Source organism: Aquirufa sp. ROCK-SH2, from assembly GCF_054558315.1.
The window spans coordinates 430,530-445,110 of sequence record NZ_JBPXKB010000003.1 but is presented as its reverse complement, the minus strand read 5'-3'; the positions used below and the strand labels follow the sequence as shown (position 1 = coordinate 445,110).

Below are 14,581 nucleotides of genomic sequence, written 5' to 3'. Positions count from 1 at the left end.
ATTGCGAAAATCAATTGATTTTTGATAAAAAATAATGAATTATTCGTTTATAAATAGAAAATAACTTGCTAAATCATCCTTTTTATGAATTTTGGAAAATTTAAATCCGACATTCTCAATTAAGTCAATTAATTCATTTTGATAAAACAATGGAAATCCACATCCTTCATGAATAAATCGATCTTTCAAAGACAATTCTTCCTCAACAAAAAGAAAGGATCCTTTTTTGCCTATTCGTTTACATTCTCTCAAGACCTCTATTTGATTTTCTATTTCATGCAAGGCATTAAAAATCAAAATTCCATCGATGCTTTTTTCTGGCAAATTCAATTGGCGAGCATCTAGATTCATGATTTCACATGAAATATCTAATTTTTTCTGATACTGTTTTTCAAAATAGTGAATGGTTTCACTGACATCTTGTTGATTTAATAAATCCTCATTGGGATCAACTAAAAATAGTTTTGAGCAAGGTTGATTGAATAACAAATTGATTTCCCACCATGCTCCACCACAACCAATTGAAATAAGTTGGTCACTACTTTGCCATTTAAGCACATTCAATAGATCTTTCATAAAATTATTTCTTCTAATTTACTCACTTGGAGCTATATTTGAAAAAATTATCAAATTATGGCCAATTTTATAGCTCCCAATTCAAGTGTAATGGGAAAGGTAAGTATCGGAAAAGATGTGACTATTTGGTATGGAGCCGTGGTTCGTGCGGATGTTGAAGAAATAATCTTGGAGGAAGGTTGTAATATTCAAGATAATGCTGTTTTGCATGCAGATGAAGGCGATAAGACAATCATAGGAAAATTTGTAACTGTGGGCCACTCAGCCATAGTTCATGGTGCTGAAATCGGCGAAGGCAGTTTAATTGGAATGCATGCTACCGTCTTAAATAGAGCGAAAATTGGAAAATATTGTTTAATTGGTGCTCATGCATTGGTGACAGAAGGGATGATCATACCTGATTGTTCATTGGTATTGGGGACTCCTGCTAAAATCATTAAAACATTGAGTGTGGAGCAAATTCAAAAAATGAAAGAAGGCGCACAACATTATATAGAAATGGGAGAAAAACATTTAAATGGTGCATATCCTTTGATAAAAAACACATAAAATGGTCGAATTAATATTAATTAGACATGCCAATGCTGGTGCTTATATCGAACCGGATTTCGATAGACAATTATCTGAAAAAGGTAAATTGGAAGCTCAACAAACGGCCCAAGTATTAAAATACTCAGGACATCAACCTGGAACATGGCTTTGTTCCTCTGCCAAAAGAACACTAGAAACCACAAAAATCATACAAAATTATATTCCCGAATTATTTACCGCCATGATTCAAGATGAGAATTGGTATCATTCAACGGGGAAACAGTATGTTGAAAACATCTATCAACAAAAAGACCCTATCATTTATTTAGTAGCCCACAATCCTTCTATTTCTTATTTAGCATCCTATTTCACCAATCAAAACATTCAAATGGAAACTGCAGAAGTTATTCATTTACGCTGGGAATATGCCGACAATTGGACTGAAACAAGTAAAAACTCGGCTGAAATAATTTATCAATATAACCCCAAAATTTAAATAGATGAATCGTAATAGAACAATTTTTAGATGGGTAATAATCCTATTTACGTTATTAATGGTTGCTTTGGCGATTGATATGGCTAGAAATACGACTGCGCCCTGGAACAAGATTAAGGTAAGAGGTAAGAGGTAAGAGGTAAGAGGTAAGAGGTAAGAGGTAAGAGGTAAGAGGTAAGAGGTAAGAGGTAAGAGGTAAGAGGTAAGAGGTAAGAGGTGGCTTCGAGAACCTCAGCCACCGAATTTTCTCTCTTCTCTTTTCTAACTAAACAATACTTTCTCTCACACGCAAGAGTTTCTCCAAAAGGCCTTCCAACTGATCCAAAGGAAGCATATTAGCTCCATCAGATTTAGCGATGCTAGGATTTGGATGAGTTTCAATAAATAATCCATCTGCACCAACGGCAATAGCCGCTTTGGCGATGGTTTCTATCAAAGCTGGCTGTCCACCGGTAACACCACTTCCCTGATTAGGTCTTTGCAAAGAATGAGTACAATCCATGATTACAGGCACCTTAAATGCCGCCATTTCAGGTATATTTCGATAATCAACGACTAAATCACCATATCCAAAGGAATTACCTCTATCCGTTAAGTAAACAACTGCTTCAGGGTTTTCATGCATGACTTTTTCAACCGCAAATTTCATGGATGCACCCGACATAAATTGTCCTTTTTTGATATTCACAGCTTTACCTGTTTTAGCAGCGGCGGCTAATAAATCCGTTTGTCGACATAAAAACGCAGGAATTTGCAAAACATCTACATAAGCGGCTGCCATGGCAGCCTCTGCACTTTCATGAATATCCGTGACAGTTGGAACATTCAAATGAGCTCCCACTTCTTTTAAAATTTCTAAAGCTTTGATATCACCAATTCCTGTAAAAGAATCAATTTTTGTTCGATTTGCTTTTCGATATGATCCTTTGAAAATAAAGGGAATACCCATCGACTTGCACATGGCGTCAATTTTCTCACCAATTTCAAAAGCTAAATCGCGACTTTCAATGGCACAACTTCCTGCCATTAAAAAAAATGGACCTTTACCAATGCTTTCAAGAGTAGGTAATTTCATATTTATATAATATTTACTTCTGTTTCTAAATGGACTCCAAATTTATCAAAAACGGATTTCTTAATCTTCTCAGACAATTGAACAATTTCCGTACCTGTTGCATTTCCATAATTGACTAATACAAGTGCCTGTTTGCTGTGGACTCCTGCATCTCCTTCTCTATATCCCTTCCATCCTGCTTGTTCAATGAACCAACCTGCTGGGAATTTAACGTCAGAACTTCCCAAGACGGGATAATGAGGAATTCCTTCAAAAGCTTTCATCAAACGATCGGCTTCCTCCTTTGAAACGGTTGGATTTTTAAAAAAACTACCCGAGTTTCCAATTTCTTTGGGATTGGGTAATTTACTTTGACGAATCTCAACCACTGCCTCCGCAACATCTTTTATGGATGGCTGAACAATATTTTTCGCTTGTAATACATCTTGAATCGCACCATAAGATGTTTGGGGATTTGCTTGCTTATTCAATTTGAAACAAACAGAGGTAATCAAATACTTTCCCTTTCCTGCATGCTTAAAATAACTTTCACGATACCCAAACTGACAATCTTCATTTTTAAATTGATCTATTGTCCTATTCGATAAATTCAATGCTTCTAAATGATCAAAAGTATCTTTTATTTCAACACCATAAGCCCCTATATTTTGCATAGGCGCAGCACCAACGGTCCCTGGAATGAGGGATAAATTCTCTAAACCTGACCAATTATGTTGAACAGTATATTGAACCAAGTCATCCCAAATAACTCCCGATCCAGCCTTTATCCAAACATACTCGGCGTCCTCTTTGACTATTTCTTTCCCCATCAAGGATATTTTCACGAGTAAAGCATCGAGATCTTTAGTCAGTAAAATATTACTCCCTCCTCCTAAAAAAAAATGCGGAATAGAGGCATATTTTCCTTCATTTAATAATTGAATGTATTGTTCAATCTTGGTTATTTCTGTATAATATTTTGCCTTAACGTCTATACCAAAAGTATTCAATGTCTTTAAAGAAACATTTTCATGAACTATGGGTGCTTCTGACTGTTGCTCCATGTTAAATTAACTTAGTTGACAAGAATTCTTGTAATGCAGGTTCTGTGGTTTGTAATAAATTAGATTTACTGCCTTCCCATAATTTTTTTCCATCTTTCAAAAACATGATATACTCTCCCATTCTCATCACAGAATTCATATCATGCGAAATAACAACCGTTGTGATATTATATTCTTCTGTGATCTCTTGAATCAATAAATCAATTTTAACAGCTGTTAAAGGATCCAAACCAGAGTTGGGTTCGTCGCAGAAAAGGTATTTGGGATTCATTACAATCGCTCGAGCAATTCCCACTCTTTTTTTCATTCCACCTGAAATTTCTGAAGGCATTAAATGAGCGGCATGTTCCAAACCTACACGCTGAATGCAATGCATCGCACGATCATTTTTTTCCGAAATGGATTGAGAGGATAAAATATCCAAAGGAAATCGAACATTTTCTAACACTGTTTTAGAATCAAACAATGCCCCACCTTGGAATAAAACGCCCATTTCTCGACGAATTTCCTTGACAGTTTCTAAGTCGCCATGAATAATATTACGTCCATCAAAAAGAACCTCGCCTTTTTCTGGATTCAAAATACCAATCATGCATTTCAGCAATACACTTTTACCAGTTCCACTCCCACCAATCACCATACTAATAGTTCCTTGTTTGAAAACACCATCGATTCCATCCAAGACTACTCGTCCATTAAATTCCTTATGTATTCCTTTAATTTCAATCATAGCTTTAACAATCAGCTAACCAAAGACTATTTCAGAATGGTATGACCCATTTTATCTCTTTTCGTTTTCAAATAAGATTCATTGTGTGGATTAGCCTGAATTTCAATAGGTACAGATTCTACAATTTCTAAACCATAACCCAATAAACCGGCACGTTTTTTAGGATTATTTGAAATTAATCGAATTTTATGAACACCTAAATCACGTAAAATTTGAGCACCCACCCCATAATCTCTTTCATCCATTGCAAACCCTAATTCTAAATTAGCCTCCACGGTATCTCTACCCATTTCTTGTAATTTATAGGCTTTCAATTTATTCAACAAACCAATTCCTCTACCCTCTTGAAACATATATAAAATCACGCCTTTGCCCTCTTTTTCGACCAATTCCATTGCTTTATGCAATTGTCCCCCACAGTCGCATCTACAAGATCCAAAAATATCTCCTGTTACACAAGAACTATGTACTCGAACCAACACGGGTTCATCTTTATCCCAAGTACCTTTGATTAGAGCTAAATGGGTATCTCCCGTATTTTTTTGTTTAAAAGCGATTAATTCGAAATTTCCCCACTGCGTTGGCATATTTACGCCAATTTCACGATGAATCAATGACTCTTTGTTCAAACGGTATTCAATCAAATCCTTGATTGTCACCAATTTTAAATTGAATTTATCTGCAATACGGCGCAAATCTGGCAATCTTGCCATATTTCCATCCTCATTCAACACTTCAATTAATACGCCAGAAGGTTTAAAACCCGCTAAACGGGCAAAATCCATGGATGCTTCCGTATGACCAGTTCTTCTTAAAACGCCTTCGGATTTACTTTTCAGAGGAAAAATATGACCAGGACGCCCCAAATCAGCTGGAGTAGTTGTTTGATCAACTAAAGCTCTAATTGTTTTAGAACGATCAGAAGCAGAAATTCCTGTTGTGCAACCGTTTCCTAATAAATCGACAGAAACAGTAAAGGGTGTTTCGTGGGATGTTGTGTTGTTATCCACCATCATCTCTAGTCCTAGAGCATTACAACGATCTTCTGTGAGTGAAACACACATCAAACCGCGCGCTTCCGTAACCATAAAATTGACTAATTCAGGAGTAATAGCTTCTGAAGCACAAATCATGTCACCTTCATTCTCTCTATCCTCATCATCCGCCACAATAATTATTTTACCTTGACGGATATCTTCAATTGCATCTTCAATACTATCTAAACGAATCTGTTCCTCTTGCATAAATTAAGCATTTTTACCAACGAAAACACAAAGGTAAGCAGTTTTAGTTCCCATTTTACCTACCTTTGCAATATTATCAATAATCTTTCGAGTATGTCGATTAAAGTCAGCCATCTTTCTAAAAAATTTGGACAACAAAAAGCGGTCAATTCCATTTCCTTTGAAATAAAAGAAGGAGAAATTGTAGGATTTTTAGGCCCGAATGGTGCAGGCAAATCAACATCGCTGAAAATGTTGATGGGACAAATCAAAGCAGATGAAGGCGATGCACAGATTAATCAATTTGATATATCTGAAAACCCCATTGAAATAAAAAAAATCATTGGCTATTTGGCAGAAAACAATCCTTTGTATACCGATATGTATGTCAAAGAATTTTTACAATTTGTTGGAGAGATTCATCAAATTCCAAGCAAAAAACTGAAACAAAGAATTCAAGAGGTTATTGACTTAGTAGGTTTACAAAAGGAACAAAAAAAGAAAATCAACGAACTTTCTAAAGGTTATCAACAAAGAGTCGGGATTGCTCAAGCGATTTTGCATGATCCTAAAATATTAATTTTAGATGAACCAACCAGTGGCCTTGATCCCAACCAAATGACAGAAATCAGAAATCTGATCAAACATTTAAGTCCAGGCAGAATCATTTTATTTTCCAGCCATATCCTCAGTGAAGTAGAATCTATTTGCGATCGAATTTTATTGATTCATCTTGGAGAACTTCGAGCTGATTGTAGTTTAAGTGACGCTAAAGCCTACATAGGAGGATTGGAAGCGTTTTTTAAAGAAAGAACCGTATGATGTAAGAAGAGAGAAAAGAGAAGATAGAAGAGAGAAAACCTCTTACCTCTTACCTCTTACCTCTTACCTCTTACCTATTACCTATTACCTTTCACCTCTTATCTTTTACCTATTACCTATTTAAATCCAATCACCGCTAACATTCTACCCGTACTACCATTTTCTTTTCTGAAAGAGAAAAAAAGGTCATTGTTTTTGATTGTACATAAAGGAGATATTTCAATTTGTTTGACGCCCGCATTTTGCAACTGAATGGCATTGGCTTTTTTCAAATCAACATGAAATTTGTCTTTTATTTTCACTTTAACCTCTGCTGAAAATTGCTCTGCTACCTCATCTCCCACTTCGAAAAATTCTTGACTGATGCATGGTCCAATGTAAGCTAAAATATCATTAGGGTTCGTTTGAAATTCCCCCTGCATTTTTTCCACAGTTTTACGAACAATCTCTTTTACAGTCCCCTTCCAACCTGCATGAATCGCTGCTGCCACTTGATGAACGGGATCAGCCAATAAAATAGGACAGCAATCAGCGATACCCACGCCAGGAAAAACATTCAGGGTGTTGGTGATGATTGCATCAAAATTTTCCGCGTATATGGGTGAATCTGTAACTAGAATTTGATCACCGTGACATTGATAAGAACGAGCTAATGCATCGAATGGAATATCTAATTTTTCAGTGAAACCTAAGAGATTATGTTGTATATTTTCAGGGGTATCAGGAGTATGTACACCTAAATTTAATGAGTCGAATGGGAAAGGACTCACGCCACCCTTTCGTGTACTCACCGCAGCTACTATTTGCTGATTGGATTTGAATATGTGAGGAATTATCAAATAAGGTAATAGGTAATAGGTAAGAGGTAAGAGGTAAGAGGTAAGAGGTAAGAGGTAAGAGGTAAGAGGTAAGATGAATATATATAATTTTTAATTCTTAATTCATCCTACATCTTACCTCAAATTTAGTTACGCAAAGCCATATTTGGCTAATACATCGGCAGGAACTCCTTCCCATTCATTGGGAGTATTTCCTTTATAGCCTAAATCTTCAATTCCCATTTTAGAAGTAAAGTACCCCGTGGCGGTTAAATTTCTCATCATAGAAAAGAAACTAACACCTTGAGAGAATTCTTTTTTAGCTAATTCAGGATAAGCGATATCATCAACTATCTTGATACGTTGTGCTGGAGTGATTTCAACGAATACTTTTTGAAAACGCTTTTTTGATTCAGCATCTAACCATCCTAAACCTCCTCTAACAGGTGTTTTCAATTCTGGTTTGTCTTTTACAATGAACTCAATAAAACCTGTAACGCCCGATTGAGAAGCACTACCAAATTTACCATCTGCAGGAATAATAATATCCGTAAGAACAGTGATAGTAGCAAGTTCATGTGCATTTAAGAACTTTTCAGCCATTAAACGAGCATCTCTTTCTGCTTCATCTTTTGTACGACCACCAGGAATTTTCAATTCACCTGTGGCAGTTTTGGGAGCAGGGAAATGATCTAATGATTCTGCTGCTTGAATATCTGGACTCAACACTGCAAGTCCCAATGAACTTAATCCTAAGTTTTTTAAATAATCTCTTCTTTTCATTAGATATTGCCTTTTTTACGTTGATCTAGAATATATTCTGACGTTCTTAATGATAATGCTAAAATGGTTAAAGTAGCATTTTTATCACCTTGAGAAACGAATGGAGCTGCATCAGCCACAAATAAGTTTTTCACATCATGTGCTTGACAATTTGAATTCAACACAGATGTTTTAGGATCATTACCCATACGCGCAGTACCTACTTCGTGGATGATTTTTCCTGGCTCAGCTAATCCATAATTATTTTCTGGACCTGGCTTTTTACCCATTGGAACTCCACCCATAGCATGAATAATTTCTTCAAACGTTTCTTGCATGTGCTTAGCTTGCTTGATTTCGTAATCAGACCATTTATAATGGAATCTTAATACCGGAATACCGTATTTATCCACCGTAGTTGGATCTATTTCGCAATAATTATCTTCTCTAACTACTGGCTCACCTCTTCCTGCAAATCCAACATAAGCACCATAGAATCTCTTATAATCTTCTTTTAGGCTTAATCCATATCCACCTGCAGGCTTAGCTTTTCCATCTTTGGCATATTCAGCCTTACCATTCATTGATTCAATACCTGAACCAAATCCATAACCAGGCATTCCCATACCACCACCGTATTCAATGTGATAACCTCTAGGAAAATCCAACTTTTTGTTATCTAACCACCATGGAGTATAAATGTGCATTCCTCCTACTCCATCTTCATTGTAACGAGGTCTGTCTAATAAAGCAGGAATAATTCCAGAACGAGAAGCTCCAGTAGAATCATTCAAATATTTACCAACTACTCCTGAAGAGTTAGCTAATCCATTGGCGTATCTTGAGCTCTTAGAATTCAATAATAAACGAGCAGTTTCTCCAGCACTTGCTGCCAAAATAACCACCTTAGCTTTGATTGAATATTCTTGAAGGTTAACCGTATTTACGTAAGAAACACCGGTTGCTAATCCAGTAGTAGGATCTGTCATTACCTCACGAACCATCGCATAAGTAATCAAAGTCGTATTTCCCGTTGCAACTGCAGGTTTAATTAAAACAGAAGATGAAGAGAAGTCGGCATAGGCCATACAAGCTCTTCCGCATTGTCCACAATAGAAACACTTTCCACGTTCATCATTGATTTTCTTCGTCAACATAGCCATACGAGATGGATACGTTGGAATTCCCAACTTTTTGTTGGCCTTCATGATCATCAACTCATGTAAACGAGGTTTTGGAGGCGGTAAAAATTGACCATCTGGATCATTACGTAATCCTTCATTGGTTCCAAAAACGCCAATTAATTTCTCTACGCGGTCGTAATATGGCTTCATATCATCATAACCAATCGGCCAATCATCCCCTAATCCGTCTATACTAGCACGCTTAAAATCATCTGGTCCAAAACGTAAGGAAATTCTTCCCCAGTGATTGGTACGTCCACCCACCATTTTGGCACGAAACCAATCGAAGGTTGTTCCATTTTTAGATGTATAAGGTTCTCCCTCAATGTTCCATCCTCCATAAGCAGCATCAAAATCACCAAATGGACGGGTAGAACTTGCTCCCCTTCTTGGCGACTCATAAGGCCATTTTAACTGAGTGATGTTTTTAGGATCAGCGGGATCAAAAGGTTGTCCAGCCTCAAGAACACAAACTTTAACACCAGCTTTTGCCAATGTATAAGCTGCCATTCCCCCTCCTGCTCCAGAACCAACAATCACCACATCAAAAACTTCTTGCTGAGCTTTAATATAAATCGAATCGTTTATCATAAATAGGTATTATTTTAAAAAGTCGAAAATAGAAAATTTAAAATTAATATTCTAATATTTCTATCCTGAAAATAGCAATTTCTATTTCTGCAAAATAAATTCCTTCACATTAGATTCATTTCCTGCAAGATCAAACCCATAAATACATACTTTAGCAGGCAATTCGCTCGTCGAAATAAATTTAGCAAATCGATAATAAGGTTCAAGATCCGTTTTATCGGCACAATTGCAATTGGCAGCAGGGCCCACCTTCCATTCATAATTGACAATTTCAGGATATTTAAAAATCGGTTCTATGGAATAACCGTCAGAACCTTTGTTTTGACTTAATTGAATTAAATCTGCATTGGGTGCAGTAAAATCCATTTTAAAGGTCAAATAATTTTTTTGTTGATTCCGCAAGAAACTAATAACGTAAAATCCTTCCTTTTCGGGAAAATGTACCTTCATAGTATCAGAAGTCATGGGTAAAAAGCCGATGGTGTTTTTCCTGTTGTACGATTCCAATAAATCAATTCGATAAGACGTTTTTGAATAATCGGATGAAATAAAGTGTAATAATTCATTGATCGATCGAAATCGATTAAAATTCCGAACGTCGTTATCTAAGCGAACATTAAAATTGGTTGGCTTTTCCAATTCATTACTTGGTAATTGTATATCAAAAAGCCCCTTATTGTTAAAACTATTACGTATCGAACGGATATCTAAGGTATAAGTAGTGGAGGCATGAACAGTTGGACTATAATTATTCAAAAATTCACAGGGAGAACCTAATTCACAAGTCCCAAGGCCATTGGCGGTGGTTGTATTCACCATCCCCCATATTCCTTTATTGAGATTTTCCATAACGGGAGAACCTGAACTCCCTCCCGCAATGTTTTTAAAATTATTGGAATAAAAATCTTGCCATAGCCAAATAAATTCCGCAATCGAAGTACTATTTCCTTGAGTTCCATTGCTAACTCGCAATTGTATCGGTTGTAAAGAAAGTGGAAAACCAAATGTTTGTATGCTGCTTCCCAAAGCTGGTATTGAACTTGCTATTTTCAATGGAATTATTCCGGCTTTTTTCAATTCTTGATTACTATGATTCAACTCTACAATGGCCAAATCTGTCCCTTTCATTGTAGCATAGGCAATCTTTTTTGTCGAAAAACTAATTTGTTGACTTTCAGGCACACCTGCTAAAACCTTAAATGTCACTTTTGCATTCAATGGAACGTCGACATAAATGGGATTATCTTCATAATTAAAATTGGTACAATGTCCGTTTGTGATAATGTATGCTGGGGAGTCTAAACTCTGATTGGGGACTTCAATATAGGTTGCCGTGCAAGTCATTGGTCCTTCGAATTGACCAATCGCAAAAAGTCGAGAATCAAAATTTGGCATATTAGCATCCACTAATCCATCAGGAATTAAGGTATTATTTTCTTCCAAAGGTTGTTTACAAGAAAAAACAATTTGAATGAAAACGAATAGGAAAATAAATCTGAAAGGATTAATCATTGAATCAATTAATGGTTAAGTTTGACAAAAGAACGAAATCGATCGAATTTTATTACGAAAATATAAAAAAATGACACAAATACCTCGCACAGCCATCATAACAGGTGCATCCAAAGGAATCGGAAGGGCATTGGCCATCCATTTAGCACAACAAAATTTTCAATTAAGTTTAATAGCAAGAAATGTCGGCGAACTAAAAGATTTAGCTGCTGAAATAACAGAAATTGGCCATCGTCCTTTATATTTTGCTGGAGATGTTGCGGATGAAGAATTTGTTCAAATGGCAGTTGAAAAAACGGAACATACCTTCCAAAAGATTGATTTTTTAATCAATAATGCAGGTATTGGCGCTTTTGGACCAACGGAATCCTATACAGCTGAACAATGGGATGCAGTTTTTGCGACGAATGTCAAAGGAACATTTCTATTTTCCAAAGCAGTATTACCCTTCATGAAAAATGCTAAAAAAGGACATATTATTTCCATCGCTTCCGATGTGGCGAAACGTGTTTTTGATGGTGGCTCATTGTATTGTGCTTCCAAATACGCCCAACATGCATTTTCGGAGGCTCTGAGAAAAGAAGTTAGAAAAGATGGAATCAAAGTTTCAGTTGTTTATTCTGGACTAGTTGATTCCATGTTCCATGCTGAACCTCAAGGACATCCTTCTCACCAAGATTGGTTAAGCCCAAATGACATGGCAGAAAGTATTGCTTTTATTATGAATCAGCCTCCGCACGTGGTGATTGATGAATTGATGATTCATCCTTTGAGTCAAGAATATTAAATAGAAAATAGAAGAGAGAAAAGAGAAGAGAGAAAAGAGAAGAGAGAAGAGAGAGAAGAGAGAAAAGAGAAAAGAGAAAAGTGAAAAGAGAAAAGTGAAAATGGGTTCTTTGCTAATTTCAATATGATTATTTATATTTAAAATTGTATTTAAACATTCAAGCATGGCGTTCAAAAAACCTTACCTCACTTTCAGTCAAATTATCAACATGAATGTCGGATTTTTTGGCATTCAATATTCATTCGGATTACAACAAAGTGCAGTCAATCCTATTTATGATTTTCTAGGGGCTAGTCCGGATCAAATCCCCTTACTCAATCTGGCCGGACCCGTTACAGGCTTACTCATTCAGCCATTTATTGGTGCATTAAGTGATAGTACATGGCATCCTAAATGGGGCCGTCGGAAACCGTATTTTTTTATTGGAGCCTTATTATGTAGCATTTGTTTACTGCTTTATCCATTTAGTAGTTCACTTTGGATGGCTGCTGGACTCTTATGGATATTAGATGCGGGAAATAACACCGCCATGGAACCTTACAGGGCATTTGTGGCTGATAAATTAAATGAAGAACAACAACCTACGGGTTTCCAAATGCAAAGTTTTTTCACGGGTTTTGGACAAACTTTGGCCAATTTATCTTTATTTATTTTTCCCATGATTTTCATCGGAAAGACTGGATCATTGCCTACTTGGGTTTATGCCTCCTTTTTCTTAGGAGCTGTTTGTTCCATAGGTTCCATTTGGTGGTCCATGAAAACAACAGAAGAAATAGTGCCTAGCGATGAAGAATTAGCCTTATTAAGATCTAAAAAAATATCCCTGGGCGAATCTTTAAAAGAAATCATTGAAGCCTTTACCGTTATGCCAAAAGTCATGTGGCAATTGGCCTTGATTTATTTATTTCAATGGTATGCACTTTTTTGCTATTGGCAAAATTCCTCTAAAAGTATTGCGCTTTCCATTTGGAATGCAACTCCCAAGGATAACCCAACTCAATATGAAGAGGCTGTTTCTTGGACAGGTTTAGTGAACGGTTGGTATAACATTGTCACTTTTTTATCGGCATTGGCACTGGCAAGATTTGCCAATAAATATGGAGCAAAAAGCGTACACATGATTTGTTTACTTTTAGCTGCAGCAGGATTCTTGACTTTCCCTTTTATTCAAGACAAAAATTTATTGTTCGTAGCTATTACAGGTTTCGGAATTGGATGGGCAAGTATGATGGGAATTCCTTATTTATTGGTTGTAAATGAAATACCCAAAGAAAGATATGGCGTTTATATGGGAATTATTAATATGATGATTGTCATACCAATGATTCTGCAAAATATCACTTTTGGATACATTTTGAAGAATTTTTTGGGCAATGACTCGAGAAATGCCATTATCTTTGCAGGCGTTTTATTGGTTCTAGCAGCCATTGCAACGGCATTAATTAAACCCTCCATAAAAAATTCAGTAAGCGAATGAGTGTATTGTGTATCGGCGAAGCCTTAATTGATATGATATGTACAGATAAAGGCAGTGCTTTATCTGATGGTCAAAATTTTCTTAAAAAACCGGGAGGTGCTCCCACCAATGTAGCAGCGGCCATCGGTGCTTTGGGTGGCTCTATTAGTTTGACAGCAAAAGTTGGACAAGACCCATTTGGGAAGCATTTGAAAGAAGTGATGGATTCCTTTGAGGTGGACACGCAATATCTGTTTACTGCACCTGAACATTTTACCACATTTGCTTTTGTTTCACTCATGTTAGACGGCGAAAGGGATTTTATTTTTAATCGGGGTGCGGACGCAGAATTAAATTTGGAGGAAATTCAGTCCATTGATTTAAATCCTTTTTCCATTGTACATTTTGGTTCAGCCACTGCCTTTTTAGATGGGCCCTTGAAAGCGTCTTATTATCATTTACTAGAGCAGGCAAAGAAAAAAGGCAAAATCATCAGTTTTGATCCCAATTATCGTCATTTATTATTTGGCGACAAACAAGAAACTTTTATTGAGCAATCGCTTATTTTCTTACAACAAGCTGATTTTACTAAATTAAGTGATGAAGAAGCGATGTTGATTACAAGAACCCCAACCTTAGAGGCTGCGACTGAAAAATTACTTCAACTATGCCCGGGAGTTTTTGCCATAACTTTGGGTAAAGAAGGTACATTGTTGGGCTTAAATCAACAAACCTATGTTATGACTAGCATAGAGGTAAAACCTGTAGATACCACAGGAGCTGGTGATGCATTTGTCGGTGCAGTTTTATATCAAATTGATCAAATGGGCATCACCGATATCCAACAACTTTCGATCGAAGATTGGCAAAAAATCATTCAAAATGCAAATCGAGCGGGAGCAAGAACCTGTGAATACATGGGAGCCATGGAAGCATTTAAACATTTAAATAACAGCATTTTTAATTAATACATCT

General features: G+C 36.4%; 15 protein-coding genes. 6 read left to right on the top strand and 9 right to left on the bottom strand.

All coding sequences use genetic code 11. The annotated features are described in order from the left end of the window. Positions 1–39: 39 nt before the first annotated feature. The gene (locus V7S79_RS09010) at positions 40–576 is read right to left on the bottom strand and encodes a class I SAM-dependent methyltransferase (protein ID WP_459490251.1); all 537 of its coding nucleotides are present in this window, start codon (positions 574–576) and stop codon (positions 40–42) included. Between the two features lie 57 nt (positions 577–633). On the opposite strand from V7S79_RS09010, the gene V7S79_RS09005 reads away from it, so the two are divergent. Both V7S79_RS09005 and V7S79_RS09000 read left to right on the top strand, forming a co-directional pair. Continuing rightward, complete coding sequence (locus V7S79_RS09005; RefSeq protein WP_459490250.1) at positions 634–1,125, top strand: gamma carbonic anhydrase family protein; 492 nt, start codon at positions 634–636, stop codon at positions 1,123–1,125. A 1-nt stretch (position 1,126) separates the two neighbouring features. After that, positions 1,127–1,603, top strand: a complete 477-nt coding sequence (locus V7S79_RS09000) for a SixA phosphatase family protein (protein WP_459490249.1) — start codon at positions 1,127–1,129, stop codon at positions 1,601–1,603. 265 nt (positions 1,604–1,868) lie between these two features. Here V7S79_RS09000 and kdsA read toward each other — a convergent pair whose 3' ends face one another. The 4 genes from kdsA to V7S79_RS08980 are packed head-to-tail and all read right to left on the bottom strand — an operon-like array spanning position 1,869 to position 5,695. Further along, positions 1,869–2,678, bottom strand: coding sequence for a 3-deoxy-8-phosphooctulonate synthase (gene kdsA, locus V7S79_RS08995; protein WP_459490248.1), 810 nt, complete (start codon positions 2,676–2,678; stop codon positions 1,869–1,871). Positions 2,679–2,680: 2 nt separating this feature from the next. Next, entirely contained in the window at positions 2,681–3,721 is a 1,041-nt protein-coding gene (gene murB / locus V7S79_RS08990) for a UDP-N-acetylmuramate dehydrogenase (protein WP_459490247.1), read from the bottom strand. A 1-nt stretch (position 3,722) separates the two neighbouring features. Further along, on the bottom strand, positions 3,723–4,451 hold the full coding sequence (locus tag V7S79_RS08985) for an ABC transporter ATP-binding protein (protein WP_459490246.1): 729 nt from the start codon (positions 4,449–4,451) through the stop codon (positions 3,723–3,725). Positions 4,452–4,477: 26 nt separating this feature from the next. Continuing rightward, a complete protein-coding gene (locus V7S79_RS08980) occupies positions 4,478–5,695 on the bottom strand; it encodes a bifunctional 3,4-dihydroxy-2-butanone-4-phosphate synthase/GTP cyclohydrolase II (protein WP_459490245.1) in 1,218 nt (405 codons plus the stop codon). 93 nt (positions 5,696–5,788) lie between these two features. Here V7S79_RS08980 and V7S79_RS08975 point away from each other — a divergent pair, with 93 nt between their 5' ends. Then, complete coding sequence (locus V7S79_RS08975; RefSeq protein ID WP_459490244.1) at positions 5,789–6,496, top strand: ABC transporter ATP-binding protein; 708 nt, start codon at positions 5,789–5,791, stop codon at positions 6,494–6,496. Positions 6,497–6,612: 116 nt separating this feature from the next. Here V7S79_RS08975 and pgeF read toward each other — a convergent pair whose 3' ends face one another. From pgeF to V7S79_RS08955, 4 genes are all read right to left on the bottom strand, one after another. Continuing rightward, positions 6,613–7,287: a peptidoglycan editing factor PgeF gene (pgeF, locus tag V7S79_RS08970; RefSeq protein ID WP_459490243.1), complete on the bottom strand. Its 675-nt coding sequence runs from the start codon at positions 7,285–7,287 to the stop codon at positions 6,613–6,615. A 177-nt stretch (positions 7,288–7,464) separates the two neighbouring features. Further along, the gene (locus V7S79_RS08965) at positions 7,465–8,097 is read right to left on the bottom strand and encodes a gluconate 2-dehydrogenase subunit 3 family protein (RefSeq protein WP_459490242.1); all 633 of its coding nucleotides are present in this window, start codon (positions 8,095–8,097) and stop codon (positions 7,465–7,467) included. Then, the gene (locus V7S79_RS08960; RefSeq protein WP_459490241.1) at positions 8,097–9,851 is read right to left on the bottom strand and encodes a GMC family oxidoreductase; all 1,755 of its coding nucleotides are present in this window, start codon (positions 9,849–9,851) and stop codon (positions 8,097–8,099) included. The genes V7S79_RS08965 and V7S79_RS08960 overlap by 1 nt, the downstream gene beginning before the upstream one ends. A gap of 81 nt (positions 9,852–9,932) precedes the next feature. Further along, entirely contained in the window at positions 9,933–11,363 is a 1,431-nt protein-coding gene (locus tag V7S79_RS08955; protein ID WP_459490240.1) for a trypsin-like serine peptidase, read from the bottom strand. Between the two features lie 70 nt (positions 11,364–11,433). Between V7S79_RS08955 and V7S79_RS08950 the strand changes: the two genes are divergently transcribed. From V7S79_RS08950 to V7S79_RS08940, 3 genes are all read left to right on the top strand, one after another. Then, on the top strand, positions 11,434–12,150 hold the full coding sequence (locus V7S79_RS08950; RefSeq protein ID WP_459490239.1) for an SDR family oxidoreductase: 717 nt from the start codon (positions 11,434–11,436) through the stop codon (positions 12,148–12,150). 163 nt (positions 12,151–12,313) lie between these two features. Continuing rightward, positions 12,314–13,627, top strand: coding sequence for an MFS transporter (locus V7S79_RS08945; protein ID WP_459490238.1), 1,314 nt, complete (start codon positions 12,314–12,316; stop codon positions 13,625–13,627). Beyond that, positions 13,624–14,574 (top strand): carbohydrate kinase family protein, encoded by a 951-nt coding sequence (locus tag V7S79_RS08940; protein ID WP_459490237.1) that lies wholly within the window; start codon positions 13,624–13,626, stop codon positions 14,572–14,574. Before V7S79_RS08945 ends, V7S79_RS08940 begins: the two co-directional genes overlap by 4 nt. Positions 14,575–14,581 lie beyond the last annotated feature (7 nt).

Coding starts and splice junctions, on each gene's coding strand:
- V7S79_RS09000 (WP_459490249.1), top strand. CDS start 1,127: ATGGTCGAATTAATATTAATTAGACATGCCAATGCTGGTGCTTATATC.
- V7S79_RS08985 (WP_459490246.1), bottom strand. CDS start 4,451: ATGATTGAAATTAAAGGAATACATAAGGAATTTAATGGACGAGTAGTC.
- V7S79_RS08945 (WP_459490238.1), top strand. CDS start 12,314: ATGGCGTTCAAAAAACCTTACCTCACTTTCAGTCAAATTATCAACATG.
- V7S79_RS08955 (WP_459490240.1), bottom strand. CDS start 11,363: ATGATTAATCCTTTCAGATTTATTTTCCTATTCGTTTTCATTCAAATT.
- V7S79_RS09005 (WP_459490250.1), top strand. CDS start 634: ATGGCCAATTTTATAGCTCCCAATTCAAGTGTAATGGGAAAGGTAAGT.
- V7S79_RS08975 (WP_459490244.1), top strand. CDS start 5,789: ATGTCGATTAAAGTCAGCCATCTTTCTAAAAAATTTGGACAACAAAAA.
- V7S79_RS08960 (WP_459490241.1), bottom strand. CDS start 9,851: ATGATAAACGATTCGATTTATATTAAAGCTCAGCAAGAAGTTTTTGAT.
- V7S79_RS08980 (WP_459490245.1), bottom strand. CDS start 5,695: ATGCAAGAGGAACAGATTCGTTTAGATAGTATTGAAGATGCAATTGAA.
- murB (WP_459490247.1), bottom strand. CDS start 3,721: ATGGAGCAACAGTCAGAAGCACCCATAGTTCATGAAAATGTTTCTTTA.
- V7S79_RS08950 (WP_459490239.1), top strand. CDS start 11,434: ATGACACAAATACCTCGCACAGCCATCATAACAGGTGCATCCAAAGGA.
- V7S79_RS08965 (WP_459490242.1), bottom strand. CDS start 8,097: ATGAAAAGAAGAGATTATTTAAAAAACTTAGGATTAAGTTCATTGGGA.
- V7S79_RS08940 (WP_459490237.1), top strand. CDS start 13,624: ATGAGTGTATTGTGTATCGGCGAAGCCTTAATTGATATGATATGTACA.
- kdsA (WP_459490248.1), bottom strand. CDS start 2,678: ATGAAATTACCTACTCTTGAAAGCATTGGTAAAGGTCCATTTTTTTTA.
- V7S79_RS09010 (WP_459490251.1), bottom strand. CDS start 576: ATGAAAGATCTATTGAATGTGCTTAAATGGCAAAGTAGTGACCAACTT.